17 protein-coding genes and 1 riboswitch are annotated in these 18,240 nt (G+C 37.2%); of the genes, 10 read left to right on the forward strand and 7 right to left on the reverse strand.

The genetic code is table 11. From position 1 onward, the window contains the following. Positions 1-6: 6 nt before the first annotated feature. The gene (locus GNE10_RS01470; RefSeq protein WP_185563334.1) at positions 7-3,027 is read right to left on the reverse strand and encodes an ABC transporter substrate-binding protein; all 3,021 of its coding nucleotides are present in this window, start codon (positions 3,025-3,027) and stop codon (positions 7-9) included. A 369-nt stretch (positions 3,028-3,396) separates the two neighbouring features. Between GNE10_RS01470 and GNE10_RS01475 the strand changes: the two genes are divergently transcribed. The 4 genes from GNE10_RS01475 to GNE10_RS01490 all read left to right on the forward strand — a co-directional run bounded on the left by GNE10_RS01475 (position 3,397) and on the right by GNE10_RS01490 (position 7,405). Continuing rightward, positions 3,397-3,876 carry a hypothetical protein gene (locus tag GNE10_RS01475; RefSeq protein WP_185563335.1) on the forward strand — a complete coding sequence of 160 codons (480 nt, stop codon included), beginning with the start codon at positions 3,397-3,399 and terminating at the stop codon, positions 3,874-3,876. A 100-nt stretch (positions 3,877-3,976) separates the two neighbouring features. Then, positions 3,977-4,357 carry a DUF423 domain-containing protein gene (locus GNE10_RS01480; RefSeq protein ID WP_185563336.1) on the forward strand — a complete coding sequence of 127 codons (381 nt, stop codon included), beginning with the start codon at positions 3,977-3,979 and terminating at the stop codon, positions 4,355-4,357. Positions 4,358-4,626: 269 nt separating this feature from the next. Further along, a complete protein-coding gene (locus GNE10_RS01485; RefSeq protein WP_185563337.1) occupies positions 4,627-5,517 on the forward strand; it encodes a phosphate/phosphite/phosphonate ABC transporter substrate-binding protein in 891 nt (296 codons plus the stop codon). Between the two features lie 19 nt (positions 5,518-5,536). Next, positions 5,537-7,405 carry an ATP-binding protein gene (locus tag GNE10_RS01490; protein WP_185563338.1) on the forward strand — a complete coding sequence of 623 codons (1,869 nt, stop codon included), beginning with the start codon at positions 5,537-5,539 and terminating at the stop codon, positions 7,403-7,405. Here GNE10_RS01490 and GNE10_RS01495 read toward each other — a convergent pair whose 3' ends face one another. Then, positions 7,406-8,866 carry an ABC transporter substrate-binding protein gene (locus tag GNE10_RS01495; RefSeq protein WP_185563339.1) on the reverse strand — a complete coding sequence of 487 codons (1,461 nt, stop codon included), beginning with the start codon at positions 8,864-8,866 and terminating at the stop codon, positions 7,406-7,408. 48 nt (positions 8,867-8,914) lie between these two features. Next, on the reverse strand, positions 8,915-10,291 hold the full coding sequence (locus tag GNE10_RS01500; RefSeq protein WP_185563340.1) for a serine/threonine-protein kinase: 1,377 nt from the start codon (positions 10,289-10,291) through the stop codon (positions 8,915-8,917). A gap of 316 nt (positions 10,292-10,607) precedes the next feature. Between GNE10_RS01500 and GNE10_RS01505 the strand changes: the two genes are divergently transcribed. From GNE10_RS01505 to GNE10_RS01520, 4 genes are all read left to right on the forward strand, one after another. Next, a complete protein-coding gene (locus GNE10_RS01505; RefSeq protein ID WP_221642695.1) occupies positions 10,608-10,880 on the forward strand; it encodes a hypothetical protein in 273 nt (90 codons plus the stop codon). Positions 10,881-10,917: 37 nt separating this feature from the next. Beyond that, positions 10,918-12,708, forward strand: coding sequence for a translational GTPase TypA (typA, locus tag GNE10_RS01510; RefSeq protein WP_185563342.1), 1,791 nt, complete (start codon positions 10,918-10,920; stop codon positions 12,706-12,708). A 99-nt stretch (positions 12,709-12,807) separates the two neighbouring features. After that, positions 12,808-13,371 (forward strand): hypothetical protein, encoded by a 564-nt coding sequence (locus tag GNE10_RS01515; RefSeq protein ID WP_185563343.1) that lies wholly within the window; start codon positions 12,808-12,810, stop codon positions 13,369-13,371. Further along, positions 13,364-13,585 carry a hypothetical protein gene (locus tag GNE10_RS01520; RefSeq protein WP_185563344.1) on the forward strand — a complete coding sequence of 74 codons (222 nt, stop codon included), beginning with the start codon at positions 13,364-13,366 and terminating at the stop codon, positions 13,583-13,585. The genes GNE10_RS01515 and GNE10_RS01520 overlap by 8 nt, the downstream gene beginning before the upstream one ends. A gap of 126 nt (positions 13,586-13,711) precedes the next feature. Here the strand turns inward: GNE10_RS01520 and GNE10_RS01525 are convergent, their stop codons facing one another. From GNE10_RS01525 to GNE10_RS01540, 4 genes are all read right to left on the reverse strand, one after another. Next, the gene (locus GNE10_RS01525; RefSeq protein ID WP_185563345.1) at positions 13,712-14,395 is read right to left on the reverse strand and encodes a Shedu immune nuclease family protein; all 684 of its coding nucleotides are present in this window, start codon (positions 14,393-14,395) and stop codon (positions 13,712-13,714) included. Further along, a complete protein-coding gene (locus tag GNE10_RS01530) occupies positions 14,392-14,715 on the reverse strand; it encodes a type II toxin-antitoxin system RelE/ParE family toxin (RefSeq protein WP_185563346.1) in 324 nt (107 codons plus the stop codon). The genes GNE10_RS01525 and GNE10_RS01530 overlap by 4 nt, the downstream gene beginning before the upstream one ends. Positions 14,716-14,888: 173 nt before the next feature. Beyond that, positions 14,889-15,224: a DUF5615 family PIN-like protein gene (locus GNE10_RS01535; RefSeq protein WP_185563347.1), complete on the reverse strand. Its 336-nt coding sequence runs from the start codon at positions 15,222-15,224 to the stop codon at positions 14,889-14,891. Next, complete coding sequence (locus tag GNE10_RS01540; RefSeq protein WP_185563348.1) at positions 15,217-15,528, reverse strand: DUF433 domain-containing protein; 312 nt, start codon at positions 15,526-15,528, stop codon at positions 15,217-15,219. The genes GNE10_RS01535 and GNE10_RS01540 overlap by 8 nt, the downstream gene beginning before the upstream one ends. Positions 15,529-16,056: 528 nt before the next feature. Continuing rightward, a riboswitch (cyclic di-AMP (ydaO/yuaA leader) is annotated at positions 16,057-16,256 on the forward strand. Between the two features lie 162 nt (positions 16,257-16,418). On the opposite strand from GNE10_RS01540, the gene GNE10_RS01545 reads away from it, so the two are divergent. Continuing rightward, positions 16,419-17,690 (forward strand): glycosyltransferase, encoded by a 1,272-nt coding sequence (locus tag GNE10_RS01545; protein WP_185563349.1) that lies wholly within the window; start codon positions 16,419-16,421, stop codon positions 17,688-17,690. A 252-nt stretch (positions 17,691-17,942) separates the two neighbouring features. After that, the gene (locus GNE10_RS01550; protein WP_099069832.1) at positions 17,943-18,137 is read left to right on the forward strand and encodes a hypothetical protein; all 195 of its coding nucleotides are present in this window, start codon (positions 17,943-17,945) and stop codon (positions 18,135-18,137) included. Positions 18,138-18,240 lie beyond the last annotated feature (103 nt).

Genomic DNA, 18,240 nt, shown 5'->3' on the forward strand with positions numbered 1-18,240 from the left:
CTATTTTTACTCTGCATTAACAAACTGACCATCTTGAACCATGATTAAAGTTGCTGGTTTGTTAATTTCTCTGTATGAATCAAATTTCAGCGGCTCTCCAGAAGTATTTTCTGAAATATTGATTTTTGGTAAATTATTTAAAACTGTTGCCCTAGATACTTCCGGGGATAGTTTGAAAGACCCAATAAAAGCTTGGGTAGCGTCAAAGCTCGTTGCAGTCCGCCAACTTACACCACCACCCCATTTACTTTGAGCTTCTTGTGCAAATCTCTTTGATTTTGGTGCATCTCGAAACCAAGGTACAGCTAAAATCAAATTTTTTAGAGTATTAGCAACCTCTGGTTTATAGAGAGAATCGCCTGCTAATATTTTGATCTGTTTGAGTTGTTCGACATTATTATTGCTTTTTCTCAGGTTGTCTACGGAGTCATTGTAAGTTTTAATAATGCCCATAGCAACTTCAATACTCTTGTCGGTATCTGGAAACAATGCTATTGCTTCTACGAAAGGATCCTTCAGTAAATTTTTTACTTCCTGGGCTGGATTTAAATTTGGATCGGCTAAGTTAATGCATGAAGAAGGAACCACTTTTTCGCGCCGATTTTTAACAAATGTCAGTCTAAATTCCTCTTTGATACTTCTACTATATAAATCGACAGGATTACAGAAAATTACTATTTTTTTGAAGTTATTTGTTAATGCATATTGAGCTAGTTTTTCACCAGTCGCTTTATCTGAAGGTAAAATTCTAAAAAATACAGAACCTTGTAAGTCTATGCTAGTGCTAGTAGATGATACGATTGCTAAATTAGGTGTATATATAGGCAAAGCTGTGTTGGTGACTTTGCTAGAACCATGTCCGATAACTCCTAATATTGATTGATCTTGTACTATTTCCTGGGCTATTTGTTTTGCTGTATCTTCGTTGTTATCATCGTCAGCAATCACAATCTCTACTAATCGACCTTGTAATCCATTTTGTTGATTAAACTGATTCTGCGCTTGTGCTACCCCACGTAATATTTCTTGAGCAGAGTTTGTTCTTTTTTTGGCTGGTACTACAACTGCCAAAGTTAAAGGATTTCCCTTTTTATGGGCAAGAGCATTATTATAGTAAATTAGTATCTCAGGGTCATTGGGATTATTTTTGACGGCTTCTCCAAAATGCTTTTCTGCATCTGAGTATTTTCCTTGTTTGAAGCTGTCAATACCCTTATCGCGATCGCTATTTTCTATGCTTGGAAATAAAGTGCGATCGCCTCTACTTATATTCTTGCTAATTTGATTCTTTGGTTCAGGGCTATTTTTAGGAAGAGGAGTATTAATAGTATTTATAGAACGTACATCTGAAGATGTTTGTGGCTTTGTTGTAAAATTATTTAATACATAATTAATAATCAGCATACTTACAATACCACCAATTAATCCTATAAAAATTAATATCGATAACCTAGAATTAGACCTGATTAAATTGCTCATATAATTAATAATAGTACTAACCATATGACTATTAGCTTGATAAGCTTTTATTTCTGCTAGTTTCTGTTGAGCTAAAGTATTTCCAGGTTGAATTTGTAAAATTTTTTCATACTGCTGCTTTGCTGCTACGTAATTTCTTTTAATTATTAACCAATGTCCATAACTATTTAATGCTTCTAAAAATTGTTGTTGATACCTTCCAGAATCTAATTGATAAACCCTCTTGTAAAGTTTTAAAGCTTTATCAAATTTTTCTATTTCCAAGTATTTTTCTGCTAGCTCTAGTATAGTGCTGAAGTGATTAGGATTTAACTGTAAAGTTTGTTCGTAAATAGCTAATGCTGCATCCTGTTGTTTATCTCCCCTCCAACAACTACGAGCCACAGGCAATAGTTGATTAATTTTTTCTTCTTCTAATGTTTCCAAAGTCCTGATTTCGTTCCTTAATGGATGACATTGCAGTAACCAAAGACGCACTAATTCTACTTTAAGCCTGACTGGATTGCTATCTAAAAAACCCTTATTAATTAATAATTGAATTGCTTCTTCCAAAGAATCTGTTACTACCAGTCCATAGCCTTCAAGTAACTTTAAAGGATTTTCTATAGTATTATGTTCTTGAGCTTCCGCCACTGCTGAAATTACTACTTTTTCCGGGATACTTAATCCTTGACAAATACTATCTAACCCACCTTCAGCACTATTAATCGCGTTGGGTATGGCTTCAAGTACATAATCGGCTACTATCTTAATCTGGCTAAAATTATTTTCATTTCTTACTAGCTGAAAAATTTGATAACATAAGGCTTGTGTACATAAAGGATGCCCTGATGAAATTTTTAAAATTTCTGCAATTGTTTTTTCCTGATATTCCAAAATTTGAGCAGTAGGTTGAATAATTAGTTGTTGAGCATCATTGTTGTCCAATAAACCTATTTCATAAAATGGTGCGCCTCTAAATGATTGCACCAAGTTTGGCATAGCATTGAGATATCTTCCAACTACTGCAATCACAAACAATTCTTCTTGTTGTCTAACCAAGGTTTCTAAAAAGCGTAAAAATTCCACAGAATTTTCTGTGTCGCTATGACTAACAACATCAAATTCATCTAACAATAACACTAGTTTTTTATTATCTAGTTTTTCATCAATTTGTGCTAAGATTCTCCGGTTGAAAATTCGGCGAATATTTTCTGAATTTGCATTTAATAAAAGTTCTAGAATATTTGTATTTAATTCCAGATGTTGAAAAATTTCCCTAGCGAGCATATACAATATCTGATTTAGACTTGCAGAACCATATTCTTGCAAATCGCAATGCACAAAAACAAATTCATCTGGAGATACAAAAAGAGGAATATTTCTGAGTACAGAAGATTTTCCTATACGTCTTTGACCGTGTAATAAAATAAATTGTGCATTCTGTTGCAAACTATCTGCTATGCTTCTTAAAAGAATTACTCGCCCAAAAAATTCGTCTGGCATTTGAACAGGACGACCAACAATGTAAGGATTTCTAATGGAATAATTTTGTGGGTTTGGAGACATTCGGGTTTTGCTGGTTCTACACTATTTAAAGTTGAATTTTGAGTTTTGTATATTTCTGAGATGATATTTATACTTTTGTAGTATGAATATCTAACTCATGCTGAAATTGTTGAACCTGGCAAAATGCCTGTCCCACAATCATCCTGAAATTTGTAACGCCGAATTATTACAGGAAACTAAGTATATTAAAATATTACATGATTACTAGATTATCTTGTACGCGCTTAATAACCTTGTTTTTTAAGCAAAATACGCTAGAAAGCGTAGTGGTTTCGCTAAAAAACTGTCCCAAGAAGTAGATTGATATACTGGAACCTCAGAGAAAGTCAGGTTAAAATCTCTAGCAAAGTTCAAATCTGAAGTGGAACTATGAAAACTGCTGAAAAATTGGCTGCCGGTTGGCTACTAACACTCGGATTCATGTTTTTAACGCTATCAGCATCAGCAGCATTAGAAAAATTTGCTACACGTAAGGTATTCTTACCTGTGAAAGATGCGTATGATTTTTCTGCGCCAAATGCTACTTATCAAGATAATAATACTGTTGCTGGTGGTCTAATTTTTGGTGTCCCTACCTTCACATTGGGTGCATGGTTAGCATTGGGATTGTATCGTCAAAGTCGGCAAGAGAAAAAGGCACTTAATCAACAGCGTAGCGAACGTTTGCAATTTCTTTTTTATCAAATGTTACAAGAAAATCAAGGACGCGTAACTGTTTTAGGCTTTGCTATGCAATCACAATTACCCCCAGCAGACGCCAGACTATATTTAGATCAAAAAGCTAAAGAATTCAATGCAAATTTTAAAGTGAATGAAGAAGGGGCTGTATCATATCATTTTGATGTCTAATTGTGATTAGTCATTAGTTATTGGTCATTAGTCATTAGTCTAAGACTAATACACCATATCCAATGCCCAATGCCCAATCTTCATCTTACAGCTAAGTGTAATGACACAAATTTTCTTGAGCGTAGCTGCAATTTTAGGCGGTTTGTCAGTTGCGGCTGGTGCTTTTGCTTCCCATGCTTTGCGAGAAAAAATTAGTGAGCGATCGCTAGAAATTTTTGAAACTGGCGCTCGTTATCAAATGTATCATGCTCTCGCACTTTTTTTAGTAGCACTACTAATTAGTCGTACCGAATTACCCCAACCCACCCTCGTAGCCAGTGGATGGTTATTCATTATTGGTATTGCTATTTTTTCAGGAAGTTTGTACGCTTTGAGCTTAACTGGTGTCAAGTTTTTAGGAGCAATTACACCATTAGGTGGCGTAGCTTTTCTTGCTGGTTGGGGTACTTTAGCTTTTGCTGCTTGGAATTTGAAGTTGTAAAAAATCAAAATTAGAATTCAGAATTCAGAATTCAGTAATCAGAAGAATTAATCAGGAATAAGTGCGGAAAATCAAAACGACAATAGTTCACGATTATTGAAATCCGCTGTAATTCATTCTGAATTTTGAATTCTGGCTCCTGAATTCTTTTTTTTAAATTTATTTCCGTAATTTTACAGAAGCCAGTAATACAATAAAACAATAAACTTCACAAGTATATGACTAACTAACAACTAAAAAATTATACATCTGTAATAACATTTAAACCTATGAAACGGCGGAACTTGCTTTGGTATTCGCTACTATTTGCTGCTGGCTGCACAACGGGAATAAATTCTACTAATAATAACTCAGAGCAGTTGCCAGGAACTACACCAAAGAATTTAAAATTTGCAGTTACAGATATCTCTGGAATTGAAAATTTACAACGAGATTTTGGATCTTTTAAGACTACATTAGAAGAAATATTAGGCCTTAAAATTGAGTTTTTTCCTGTAGAAAATCCCATAGCAGCAGCGCCAGCACTGTTATCAAGAGAAGTAGATATTGTCTTTGCAGGCCCTTCAGAATACTTAATTTTAAATGCTAGAGCCAAGGCTATTCCGATAATTGCAATTGAGCGCATTAACTACCATTCAATTATTGTAGTTACTGCAAATAGTCAAATTAAATTATTATCTCAATTGAAAGGCAAAACAATTGCCATGCGGAAAATTGGCTCCACCTCTGGTCATATTGCTCCTACAAAGCTATTAATTGATGCTGGATTAAATCCCCAAACTGATTTCAAAACAGTGATGTTAGACGATCAAGGAGTACAAGCATTAAAAAAAGGTGAAGTAGATGCTTGGGCCACTGCTTCTGATAGATACAAAAATATCTTGGAATCTGAGGGTTTATCTGAGAAAGATTTTTCCATAATATTTACTAGCAAATTATTGCCTAATGATGTATTTGTTGCTAGTAATCAATTACCCTCTAGCTTTATAGAGGATATGCGATCGCGTATGATTAACAATCAAGATAAACTCATTCAAAGTTTACTAACTGCAAAAGCAAATCAAAAGTATAAGGGTAGTAAATTAATTACAGCAAATGATAGTGATTATAATATGATTCGAGAAGTTTATCAAAAAATTGGACAAGGAAATTTCCTTTAATAGTATGGTCTCTAAATAAATGATAGCTGCTACAAAACGCTATTTCATAAAATTTTTTATCCTAATTAGCCACTTAACTGATAACTGGAATATCGCTAGAAAAATTAGTTATGGCTATACTGTGGCAGGTAGTATTACTTTTATAGGCACAATCAGTGGTTTATTAATTGCATATCGTTATGAAACACTTGCTCAGCAACAGTTGAATTTATCTGAACAAAAACAATCTCTTTTAAAAGATTTAGAAAATAAAATTACTAGAGTTAGGTTACATCCACAAAGATTAGTTACTGTTTGGGAAAATTCTATTTGGTTAGAATTTGAAAAAAACAGATTTGTAGATGAAATGAGTCAAGTGAATCAACAGTTATCTAAACTAGAAGTTTTTATCAAAAATTATACTAATGATTCAAGTATTAATAATTCAAATTTATTATATTTATTAAACAATTACCGCAAAAATACGAAAGTATATATTCAAGTAGTACAAAATTTTTGGCAACAAATTGACCAACATGAATCACTAACAAAAGTTGGAGAAGAAAAACTAATAAATTTTTTCCAAAAAGAAGTTAATGTTTCTATTGAATTTGAAAAACTCTCAGATGAATTAATTTTGATTATCGGTTATGCTGAAATTCAAAAACAAAAAGCAATTTTGAGTTTTGAAAATGCTCAAGCACTACGAATTAAAATTATAGTTGGAAGTATGCTGTTAACAGCAGCGATCGCAATTCTGTTAGCACTATATACTAGTAGCTTAATTGCTCGTCCTTTACAAATAGTTACTAACGTCGCCAGAAAAATTACTCAGGAGTCAAATTTTCAACTCCGAGCCAATATCAGAAGCAAGGATGAAGTAGGGACATTAGCTGCTTCTTTGAATCAATTAGTTGAATGGGTGGGAGATTATACCCAGGAACTACAACTAGCTCGCCAAAGTTTAGAGCAACGGGTAGAAGAACGAACCCAAGAACTAGAACTAGCTCGTCAAAATTTAGAACATCGGGTAGAAGAACGAACCCAAGAACTTAAAAAAACTTTGCAAGATTTAAAAGAAACTCAGGGTCAATTAATTCAAAGTGAAAAAATGTCTTCTCTTGGGCAAATGGTAGCAGGTATAGCTCATGAAATTAATAATCCTGTGAACTTTATTTATGGTAATATTCAATGTATATCTGAGTATATTCAAGATTTATTTAGCCTCGTGAGTTTATATCAGGAACAATATTCAGATTCAATTTGTGTAATTGAAGAAAGAATTGAACAAATTGATTTAAATTTTATTAATCAAGATTTACCACTTGTACTTTCTTCAATGAAAGTCGGCGCTGAGCGTATCAGAGAAATCGTCTTGTGTTTGCGGAACTTTTCGCGATTAGATGAAGCTGAGATGAAAGAGGTAGATATTCATCAAGGAATTGACAATACATTGTTAATTTTAAATCACAGATTGGAACCAGAAATTGAAGTCATTAAAAATTATGGTAATTTACCCTTAGTTGAGTGTTATCCAGCGCAATTAAACCAGGTATTTTTGAACATTTTAAATAATGCGATCGATGCTATTTTAGACGAAAAAAATGATAAATATAAAAACCAACAAATTATTATACATACATTAAAAATAGATGATACTTACATTAAAATAGGAATCAAAGATAGCGGCTATGGCATTTCAGCAGACATCCAAAATAAATTATTCGATCCTTTTTTCACAACCAAAGCAGTTGGTAAAGGTACTGGATTAGGTCTAAGTCTCTGCTACCAAATTATTGACAAACACAAAGGTAAAATAGAAGTTATATCAGAACTGGAAAAAGGTGCAGAGTTTGTCATTATCTTACCAATTAAAACACAATATCACTTTTCTGTCCCTACTTCCTAACTACTTCCTAGTCAACAAAACAAAATCATAATTAGTTCCAGAAGAACAACGTTCGCAACGCTCAATTTTGACTAACAAAGCTTCTCCTTGACGTTTACCTGAAGGAGAAAACATAATATTTCCTGTAGCTCCAGAAGTTGAAAAATCAGGATTAGACAGTGCCTTTTGCAAGCCTTCACGGGTGCTATCTCGTTCCAAACCGGCGATAATTACTTGCATTGCATCATAAGCTCCGGCTGTTCTTTGATTTACCCTTGCCTTCCAAAGTTCAAGAGCATTTTCCGCAAATGGGTTATTTTTATTAGCATCACGATGCCAAAATACAGGTACTACCATTCCTTCGACATCTCTGCCATTTTCTAAAGTTTTCGCACTATACATGGTTTCGGAACCAAATAGTGGTTTTCTACCTTTAATTTCTTGTGCGACTTTAGTCGCATAATTTATACTCCTAAGTGAAGGTATTAGTAAAAAACCACTAGCATTATCTGTTTCTATAGCTCGATCTACAAAAGCTTTAGGATCGAAATTTTTATCTGCTAAATTACAAGACGTACTAATAACTTTACTGCCATATTGTTCGATGGCTTGAGTATACTGTTCTACAAGAATTTTACTAGATGAAAAATTTGAATTATTTCCTGAGTTACGAATATCGCCGCAAATAGCAATATTTCTGCCTTGTCTAGCAATGTAACGAGCATGAGTATCTATTAAATTGTCATATAAAGGATTTATATGAAATAAGTAGTTGTTTTTAACAGTATTCTGCTGATTATTTAGTACATTTTGTTCTGTATTTTCTGGATTTTCTGCTTGATTTGGACGCTCTACAGGGAAGACTAACACCAACCCTTTATCATTATAAATTTCAGTATCACGTCTCACACCAACTGCGGCTACAATACTCCGGTCTTCAACCAATTCCTTATCTAGCTTTTGGGAATCTTCTCGATTTTCAACACTTGCAATGACTATTTGCAATTTTTTACCATTAATTCCGCCTCGTTCGTTAACTTCATTTTGAGCTTGAGCTACACCACGCAAAAGTTCTTCTGCTAAATTCTGATCGAAATTAACTGGCGCAATCACAGCAACTTTTAGACTTTCTGAATTGTCTCGTGCAATTTTGGCATTATTTAAATAAATTAAACTTTCTGGATCGTTGGGGTTATTTTTCAAAGATGCGGTAAATTTTTCCACAGCAGTGCTGTAATTTTTCTCAGCAAAAGCTTTAACTGCATCTCTTTTTTCTGGGTATGTTTGTACTTTTACTAAAATCTTCGTTCCCAAATTGATTATTGAAGGTTTATTGGAGAATTCTATAGATGAAGGTTGTCCAGGATTTGGCGATATAAGTGTAGAAGAAACTTTACTAATTAGCCAAAAAAGAATTGCTACCATTACTCCAGCCAGACCTAGAGAAAGAAGCAGTTTCAAGTTTTCTTTTTTATTTGTCATAAATAATTTCTCCAATTATATATAGAAAGTTAATTAAAATAGCTAATACTAAAAGTATTGAGAAATTACTTTGTTGATTATTTCCCACATACCTACAATAATAACTGTTACAAACCCTGCAAGTACAACCAATAAAATTACAAGTAGCAGCCCATTTAACCCAGATAGTATAATATTTGTATTTAGGAGATTTTTGAAACTCAAAACTAGAAGTAAATTTGCCATGACGGCAATGATAATTAAAGAGACTTTTTCCACGAGAGAACGAGATTGAATAAATACTAAACCAGCTAAAATTACCAACCACAATCCTGAGCTAATCCAAGTGGTTCCGAGAAAAGTGAACAGAGCGATCGCCAAAAACGAACTACCGCTTGCAGTAATTATTGCTCCCGACAATAATTGATAATTAGAAAATAACCGTAGATATCCAGAACCAGTTGTTTTTTGTTCAACTTGTGGCTGTGATTCTAATATACCAGATGGTGAAAGAACTGTAGGAGGTAATGTATTTCTCAATCGTGGTAACTTCTTCAAATCTTCCAATACAGCCTGGGCAGACTGATAACGCTTTTCATGATTTTCTTCAATTAATTTATCAATAATTAACTCTAATTCATGACTTATTGGTTGTTTTAAATACTGTCGCCAATTATAAGTCCAGCTATAACCTTGTTTCATCCATAAACTTGACGGAGAAATATTAGTTAATAAATGAAAGCAAGTAATTCCTAAACTATAGAGGTCGCTGGCAGTAAAGACTTTACCTAATTGCATTTGTTCAATAGGTGCATAACCCAAAGAACCAATAATCGTTCCTATTGCAGTATTGCTAGTTTCCCTCCTTTGCTTTGACACCCCAAAATCAATTAACACTAATTTATTATCGTTTTGTCGGCGAATAATATTTTCTGGCTTCAAATCCCGGTGAATTATTTCTTGTTCGTGTACCGTTACCAGCACAGATAATAAATCGTGCAAAAAATATCGAATTTTAACTTCATCAAAAACTCCCTGCTGTTTTAGTTCCTGCAACAGATTTTGTCCTTCAATAAACTGCTGCACTAAATACAGATATTCGCCTTCCTGAAAATATGCATACAAATTGGGAATTTGCACATGTTCCCCTAATTCTTTAAGGCGTTTGGCCTCTCGTTCAAACAACTCAGTTGCTTTTTTATGTGCGTTGGTACCTTGAGAACCATAAAATTGACTTAAAACCAACTGTTTAACAACACATTGTTCATTGAGCTTATCTATATCTTCTGCCACATATGTGCGTGCAAACCCCCCTCTCCCTAACAGTCCAATAACCCGATAACGATTTCTCAGCAGGGGTATCAACTTTACCCCGCAACTAAGACAAAAATTTGTCCCGTCAGGATTTTGGGGATTTTCGCAATTAGGATTCAGGCAGCAGATCATAATAATTATTTTATCGCTGTCATTTTATTAATTTTTAAAATATACCTTAAAACCAATAGAAACTTTGTACTGCAACGTTTCTACATGGATAACAAATAAGCAGGCATAAGTGAAACCCGCTGTAGGTATCGCCCCCTTGCAAACTAACTCAATATGTAGTTAACAGCACAATTAACGTTCTTTCTTTAAAATAGCCCCAATTGTTATCAGTGATATCGCCTTTGAAAAAACAGAGGAGATGAGAGAGAGACAAGGGAGACAAGGGAGCAGGGGAGATGAGTTTTTCCCCTAGAGCCTCTGGAGCCTGTTCTGCCCAATGCCCAATACTTCGACTACGCTCAGTACAAGTGCCCAATGCCCCATGCCCAGTCAACAATCATCAGTCATCAGTCAACAGTTAACACTCAACAGTACAGCTAACATCAGCTTTTTTTCATCCCTTGACCGCCGCAATTACCTCATACTCGCCATTGTGGTCTTGATAAAAGTCTCCGCAATTGTGACGATTACGCTAGAATTATTAAAGGTTCTTTACAGAATTTGCCGATCGCCCCCAATTCTGTTAGAAAAGCCTAGCACTGAAATGTAAATCTATAAACCCCCTCTAAAGTTCACCCAAAGCTTCTATGACGCTCCCAATTCGCAACGTCGCTATTATCGCTCACGTTGACCACGGCAAAACCACCCTGGTTGATGCACTCCTCAAACAGTCCGGCATTTTCCGTGAAGGTGAAGACGTTCCGGATTGCGTCATGGACTCCAACGCCCTAGAACGGGAACGGGGAATTACAATTTTGTCCAAAAACACAGCGGTTCGCTACAAAGAAACGCTAATTAATATTGTTGATACACCAGGACACGCTGATTTCGGTGGTGAAGTAGAACGCGTACTCGGTATGGTCGACGGTTGCATCCTGATTGTTGATGCTAACGAAGGCCCCATGCCCCAAACACGCTTCGTACTGAAAAAAGCCCTAGAAAAAGGACTGCGCCCCATTGTCGTCGTCAATAAAATTGACCGTCCCCAAGCCGATCCTTATGGTGCGATCGATAAAGTCTTGGATCTGTTCTTGGAATTAGGCGCAGATGAAGACCAGTGTGATTTTACCTATCTGTTTGCTTCAGGTCTAGCAGGTTACGCCAAAAAAGACCTCGACGCAGAAGCAGTGGACATGCAACCTTTATTTGAAGCTATTCTGCAACACGTTCCACCACCAGTGGGTGACGCCAGCAAGCCCCTGCAATTACAAGTCACAACCCTAGATTATTCTGAATATCTCGGACGAATTGTCATTGGCAGAATTCACAACGGTACAATTCGCGGCGGACAACAAGCAGCCCTTGTGACAGAAAATGGCACAATTGTCAAGTCTAAAATCAGCAAATTGTTAGGTTTTGAAGGTTTGAAGCGGGTGGAGATGGAAGAAGCATCCGCAGGTTATATTGTGGCGGTTGCTGGTTTTGCAGATGCCAACATTGGCGAAACAATTACAGACCCCAACGAACCGCAAGCTTTACCACTAATTAAAGTGGACGAACCGACCTTGCAAATGACCTTCTGGGTGAACGATTCACCTTTTGCAGGTCAAGAAGGCAAATTGGTGACATCAAGACAAGTGCGCGATCGCCTGTTCCGCGAATTAGAAACCAACGTGGCATTGCGGGTGGAAGAAACCGATTCCCCCGATAAATTCTTGGTTTCCGGTCGTGGCGAATTGCACTTGGGTATCTTAATCGAAACCATGCGCCGCGAAGGCTTCGAGTTTCAAGTATCTCAGCCACAGGTAATTTACCGCGAAGTCAACGGACAACCTTGCGAACCTTATGAACTCTTGGTGTTAGACATACCTGCTGATGCAGTGGGTAGCTGTATCGAACGTCTGGGACAACGCAAAGGTGAAATGCAAGATATGCAACCGGGTAGTGGCGATCGCACCCAGTTAGAGTTTGTCATTCCCGCCCGTGGTTTGATTGGTTTCCGTGGTGAATTCATGCGGATGACTCGTGGCGAAGGCATCATGAACCACAGCTTCCTCGACTACCGTCAACTAAGCGGTGACATTGAAGCCCGGAACAAAGGCGTTTTAATTTCCTTTGAAGAAGGCGTTGCCACCTTCTACGCCATGAAGAACGCCGAAGATAGAGGATCGTTCTTTATTACTCCTGGTACCAAAGTTTACAAAGGCATGATTGTCGGCGAACACAATCGTCCCCAAGACTTGGAATTGAATGTTTGCAAAACCAAGCAGTTAACCAACCACCGTGCTGCTGGTGGCGATGAATTAGTGCAGTTGCAAGCACCAATAGACATGAGTTTAGAGCGTGCTTTGGAATACATCGGACCTGATGAATTGGTGGAAGTTACACCCAAATCAATTCGTCTGCGGAAGATGTCGAAGAAGTTAGTGAAAAGATAAGTAAAGCAGTCAGTTAATTAATAAAAGCCCGAATTGCGGGCTTTTAAAATTTTTAATTAAATTAAGTTATTTACTAATTTTAATTAATGTGTTTTGAACATGGGAGAATATCAAGAAGAACCAAAAATAAGAGCTAGATTGTGCGTATTAGAAGAAGCTGTTAGATGCTTAACAAAGGATAGAAACAAAATTACACTAGCATCTCAAGATTATGTTAGACGTGCATATGAACACATTCGTACTAACGGAACATCATTTGATCAGAAAGTTATAGAGAATCTTTCAAAGAAAACAATAACTCGCTGGGAGAATTTTTATAGTTCCATAATACAAACTAGAAAACCGGAAAACTTGAAGGTAGCATATCTAGCAGGGCCAAATCCTGAAAATGATCTTCAAGCACTTATAGATTTTGGAGTTTTACCTGAGAATGTATGGGCTTTTGAAACAGATGCTTCTACTTATCAAGATCCTGTTTGGGCAACTCTCAATTCAAAATTTCCCTTTTTAAAGTTAATTAAAGGTAATATAGGTCATTTTTTTGCTGCGTCTCCACAAAAATTCGATATCATTTATTTAGATTTTTGTGGGCCATTGCCAAGCAGAAACGAAAAACAGAAAACTTTAGCAACAATCACATCCATTTTATCTCATAATGAATAATAAATTACGTTCTGAATATGACTTTGCCCAAATGGAAGGAGGAGTTAGAGGTAAATATGTTGAGCGATATCGGACACAAACAAACCTAGTACGTTTAGATCCCGATGTTGCACAGGCTTTTCCCAACGATGAAGCAGTGAATAACGCATTAAGATTACTAATCGAAATTGCCCAGTGCCAGCAGCCTAACAGTACTGTGCAACAAATAGAATAAAAGTTGCTGGCTGGAGTTAGAATCAGAAAGCGATCGCTCTTGCCGTTTTATGGTTTATTGAGGATAGCGTAAACACTACGGCTTGCTCTGTTCGTTTTTTTGTTTGTGGATTCTACCAATATCACGCTACGATGGTGAGCGATCGCTCTCATCTGTTGAAGTAACTTCTTCAGTCTCGGATTCTACTTCATAAATCAATGGGTACAGTGAAAGTCTATCTCTAATATCTCTAGCCAATTGATCGAATGTAATACAAATAACTTTGCGTGAGTCTACTAAAACCTTATTTAAACGCCACGTCAATCTAGCTTTATCAATAGGAGAGATAAAAGTATCTCTGCCTATAACCAAAATGCCGTAAAATTCTATATTTTCACTGCCAAAAATAGAACGGGCTAAGGAAGTATTTTTAAAATCATCAATCTTCCAAAACCAATCAATTATTTGACTAAATCCATGTTCAAACCTCGGCGACCAATCTGATGTACTTCTTCCTTTATCTATAAATATGCTGTCTTGAGTAGCATCTTCAAATTCAATAAAACAGTAAGTATTGTTTACAGAATCACCGACAACTAAATCAGCGCGAAAATCACCATAAAAGGTGAACTCATGTTTAATTTCGTTGAACCTAACAATCTGAGGAACATAAGATCCAATAAATGCAGATAAATGTAGTCTCTCTTTAAAGAAGGGAAGTATATCTTTATTTTCTTTTAATTCCCCATTAGCGTTAAGTAATTTTTCAAATTCTTCAAGTTCATATAGACACTGTTTAAGGTCTAGGGTAAAAGAATCTAGACCTTTCATTTTTCGGACTCTTTTAAGGAACCATATAATATCTCAAGGCGGTCGTGATTAACTATATCAACAATAGTTACTTCTCCAGGTTGAAATCTAAAAATAATTCTATATATGCCTTCTCGCGCCATAAAATAATTTGGAACATCTCTCAGCTTATGAGCTTGAACCGATGAACAAAAAGGAAACTCTTCTAGACAATTGATGACACAAATAATATTTTCTTTATCTTGTGGCTGTAAAGTATCAAAGGCTATTTGTGCTTTATCAAGTAGAACTACTCGGTTTCTTTTTAGCTGTTGATTATTATATTCAATACTTGAATTCATAACAGAGATCTAATTTTTATAGATAATATCTACATTATATATTGCCCAGCGCCAGTCACCCAACACAACTTCCACAACTTTGCAACAAGACATTGCGTAGGCGTAGCCCGTTGTACACATCGCTTTCTTAGCAGCACAGAATTACAGTGGTTCGTCTATCGGTAGCTTTCATTTCACAAAAACTCCACACGTCCCAGCATCTCTTGAGGTGTCATCACCTCATAAATTAAAACCAAAGTTTCAATGATTTCACCAATTGAACGAGTTCCTTTCTTACAGTAGGTAATACCAGGATGGTCGAATCTAGAAATTGCAATAATCAAACAATCTGTATCTTGAGTAAACAGTATTCGCTGTGTTTCCTGAATAAACGCTAACTGGATTTCATCACTTTGAGTGCGTAATTCCACATCATTGGTTGTTGTGACATCAATTCCATAACGACGCAAGCCAAGCGCGATCGCCGGATCGACGTTCTCATCCAGATGAAAGCGAATTCGTTTACTCATTCCTCAACTGTCTGAGTTTCTCTTGCAGACGGGAGGGAGAATTTTGCTTCAGTACCTCAACTAACTCATCCTCTTGCGCTGTGCGACGATCAATTTCGTCTCGGCGATCGAAGTAATAAGCCATTGCTGCATAAACAGATGCCAGTGACAGGTTATATTTACCAGCAATTTCTACCAAAGAATATCCTAGCTTTAGATGCATCATCGCCACATCTTCTACAGCAATGCGAGTACCGATAATGCAGGGTTTTCCACTCCGCACATCAGGAGCGATCGCAATATGCTCTCGACTGACTAATTGCATTAATGAATCTTCCGTATCTGTTCCATTATTTAATAATATAGAGTTTTTCTACCTCTGACCAAGTGAGATGTAGAAATACACCACCAGAATCCTTACTTGAACAATCTGAGGTATGCCCACAGCGGCAAGCTACGCTAAAACTACATAAGGCTTCAATCTATACTAAAAACAGTAGACTCTGGTTCCAACAGTTGAGTTACTGGCAATATTTTACATTGTTTAAAAAATGGCAGTCAGCTAGGATGGTTAATCGATCCAAGCGATCGCTGTGTTTTAGTTTATCAGCCTAATCGTTTGCCAGATTTGTTAGCAGAACAAGATATATTACCAGTGTTAGAAGATATAAATTTGACACTCTCTGTTGATGAAATTTTTGCTTGGTTACAGCGAAAAAACTGATAATGACCCTACTCCCACTCCAACGGGGCTTCGGTGAACAATCAACACCCCTTCTCCCTGACGACACATTTTTTCTTCGTACTGTTGACATGCTTGAGGAACCCACGTTATAAAATCTTAAGAAAATTAAATCAGTCTGCCTAATCCACTTTTATTACCTAAAAACTTTTGTAAAAGGTAAACCGGAGCGGAGGAACCAATTCTGGGGCGTATCTTGCAGAAAGTGAAGAGTTAAAAGTTACTAAAGCAATAACTCATAACTTTTTTCAGAAGGACATCTCTCAGTCCTAGCCCGTCAGCTAACTTCGTCGGCATTGAGAGGAGACTGAACGAGCAGCATTCTTACTAAGTAATGCCTTGTTCTCGTCAGTGTCCTTTGGCTGGTAACTTTGCACTTCGTTGTACCTGCCCTCGGCCTTGAGGAGAAGATAATATTACCTCCATTTCTGGCGTTTGAGGCAGGATTATTTACCTTGAGGTAAAGTTCAACCATGTTCCAGAATAAGAAACATCGCATTGCCCTCATTTCTGTTGATGGTGACCCAGCTGCTGAAATTGGTCAAGAAGAAGCTGGAGGTCAAAATGTATATGTGCGTCAAGTCGGTTATTCACTAGCAAGGCTTGGTTGGGAAGTGGATATGTTTACTCGTCGTAGTAATCCCCAACAAGCTGCCATCGTTCAACATAGTTTAAACTGTCGTACTATTCGGTTAAAAGCCGGCCCAGCAGAGTTTATTGGGCGAGATAACTTATTCGACTATCTACCTCAATTCATCAGAGAATTTCAGCAATTCCAGCAGCACCAAGGGTTTCATTACCCTCTAATTCATACCAACTACTGGTTATCTTCTTGGGTTGGTATGGAATTGAAAAAGCAGCAACCCCTAATTCAGCTACACACTTACCACTCTTTAGGAGCGGTTAAATACAGAAGTATTGGTGATGTTCCTGTAATTGCTGCCCAGCGATTAGCTGTAGAAAAAGCTTGCTTGGAAACTGTAGACTGTGTGGTTGCAACTAGTCCCCAAGAGCAAAAGCACATGCGGGTACTGGTTTCTAGCAAAGGAAACATTGATATGATTCCTTGCGGTACCGATATCGAAAAATTTGGACAAATTTCCCGGTGTGTGGCGCGCGAAAAGTTAGGAATTGCGCCAGAGGCCAAAATAGTCCTCTACGTTGGACGCTTTGACCGCCGTAAAGGAATAGAAACCTTAGTGAGAGCCGTTGCCAAGTCTAATTTTAGGGATAACGCTGACTTGGAGCTAGTCATTGGTGGTGGTAGTCGTCCGGGTGAGAGTGATGGCATCGAACGCGATCGCATTGCCAAGATAGTCACAGAACTCGGATTAGAAAATCGTACAACCTTTACCGGTCGCCTAGATGATACTATCCTTCCCTTCTACTACGCTGCTGCTGATGTCTGCGTAGTGCCCAGCCATTATGAACCTTTTGGTTTAGTTGCGATTGAGGCAATGGCTAGTAAAACTCCAGTGGTAGCTAGTAATGTGGGTGGATTGCAATTTACTGTTGTACCAGAAGTCACAGGATTACTTGTGCCACCAAAAGACGAAGTAGCTTTTGCTGCCGCCATAGACCGTATTCTGGCTAACCCAGCTTGGCGAGACCAGTTAGGTGAAACAGCTAGGCAACGCACAGAAATTGCCTTTAGTTGGTATAGTGTGGCTTTTCGACTAACTCAGCTCTACACTCGCCTGCTAACTCAAACCACATCCGATACTTACCCCCAGATTGCGGCTTAACAACAGCCACAAGTCACACAGCCCAAGTTACTATAGACCTCTTGCAATCAATTGCTTTTTGCACTCTTGTGGGAAAAGGGAAAAGGGAAAAGGTGAGCCAGCGCGGTCTTGGGGGTTTCCCCCATGAGCGACTGGCGAACCCCGAAGGGGTTAAAGGGTAAAGGGTAAATACAAACCTTTCCCCCTTTCCCCTACTTCTGCAAGAAGTCTTATGTTTGACTACTCAACCTCGTGAATTCAGGAATTAAAACTATGTTCAACGTTGGAGATTATGCTTTGCATCAAAAAACTGGGCAGGTTGGTCAAGTTTCAGGCTATGGACATCAATTAACGGATGGTGTTTACATAACCACCCTGAAAGTTAAAATCACTAAGCGTCAAGGAACTTGCCAAAGCACATTTGTGGAAGATACCTATTCTACTTGGACACCGATACAGGCACAATAAATTCCAATTGGGGACTTAGTGGCTGTTGCACATAAAAATTGCACATTCATACACCAAGTAAGCGGGGAAAAGGGTAAGGGGGAAGGGGGAAAGGTTTTAAATC

This window comes from Nostoc sp. 2RC, from assembly GCF_014222165.1.
Lineage (GTDB): Bacteria > Cyanobacteriota > Cyanobacteriia > Cyanobacteriales > Nostocaceae > Nostoc > Nostoc linckia.

Bases quoted from the DNA above. Each gene is read 5' to 3' on its own strand.
- GNE10_RS01470 (WP_185563334.1), bottom strand. From the start codon at position 3,027: ATGTCTCCAAACCCACAAAATTATTCCATTAGAAATCCTTACATTGTT.
- GNE10_RS01480 (WP_185563336.1), top strand. From the start codon at position 3,977: ATGACACAAATTTTCTTGAGCGTAGCTGCAATTTTAGGCGGTTTGTCA.
- GNE10_RS01520 (WP_185563344.1), top strand. From the start codon at position 13,364: ATGAATAATAAATTACGTTCTGAATATGACTTTGCCCAAATGGAAGGA.
- GNE10_RS01500 (WP_185563340.1), bottom strand. From the start codon at position 10,291: ATGATCTGCTGCCTGAATCCTAATTGCGAAAATCCCCAAAATCCTGAC.
- GNE10_RS01540 (WP_185563348.1), bottom strand. From the start codon at position 15,528: ATGCAATTAGTCAGTCGAGAGCATATTGCGATCGCTCCTGATGTGCGG.
- GNE10_RS01530 (WP_185563346.1), bottom strand. From the start codon at position 14,715: ATGAATTCAAGTATTGAATATAATAATCAACAGCTAAAAAGAAACCGA.
- GNE10_RS01525 (WP_185563345.1), bottom strand. From the start codon at position 14,395: ATGAAAGGTCTAGATTCTTTTACCCTAGACCTTAAACAGTGTCTATAT.
- GNE10_RS01505 (WP_221642695.1), top strand. From the start codon at position 10,608: ATGCCCAATACTTCGACTACGCTCAGTACAAGTGCCCAATGCCCCATG.
- GNE10_RS01515 (WP_185563343.1), top strand. From the start codon at position 12,808: ATGGGAGAATATCAAGAAGAACCAAAAATAAGAGCTAGATTGTGCGTA.
- GNE10_RS01550 (WP_099069832.1), top strand. From the start codon at position 17,943: ATGTTCAACGTTGGAGATTATGCTTTGCATCAAAAAACTGGGCAGGTT.
- GNE10_RS01485 (WP_185563337.1), top strand. From the start codon at position 4,627: ATGAAACGGCGGAACTTGCTTTGGTATTCGCTACTATTTGCTGCTGGC.
- GNE10_RS01490 (WP_185563338.1), top strand. From the start codon at position 5,537: ATGATAGCTGCTACAAAACGCTATTTCATAAAATTTTTTATCCTAATT.
- GNE10_RS01545 (WP_185563349.1), top strand. From the start codon at position 16,419: ATGTTCCAGAATAAGAAACATCGCATTGCCCTCATTTCTGTTGATGGT.
- GNE10_RS01495 (WP_185563339.1), bottom strand. From the start codon at position 8,866: ATGACAAATAAAAAAGAAAACTTGAAACTGCTTCTTTCTCTAGGTCTG.
- GNE10_RS01475 (WP_185563335.1), top strand. From the start codon at position 3,397: ATGAAAACTGCTGAAAAATTGGCTGCCGGTTGGCTACTAACACTCGGA.
- GNE10_RS01535 (WP_185563347.1), bottom strand. From the start codon at position 15,224: ATGAGTAAACGAATTCGCTTTCATCTGGATGAGAACGTCGATCCGGCG.
- typA (WP_185563342.1), top strand. From the start codon at position 10,918: ATGACGCTCCCAATTCGCAACGTCGCTATTATCGCTCACGTTGACCAC.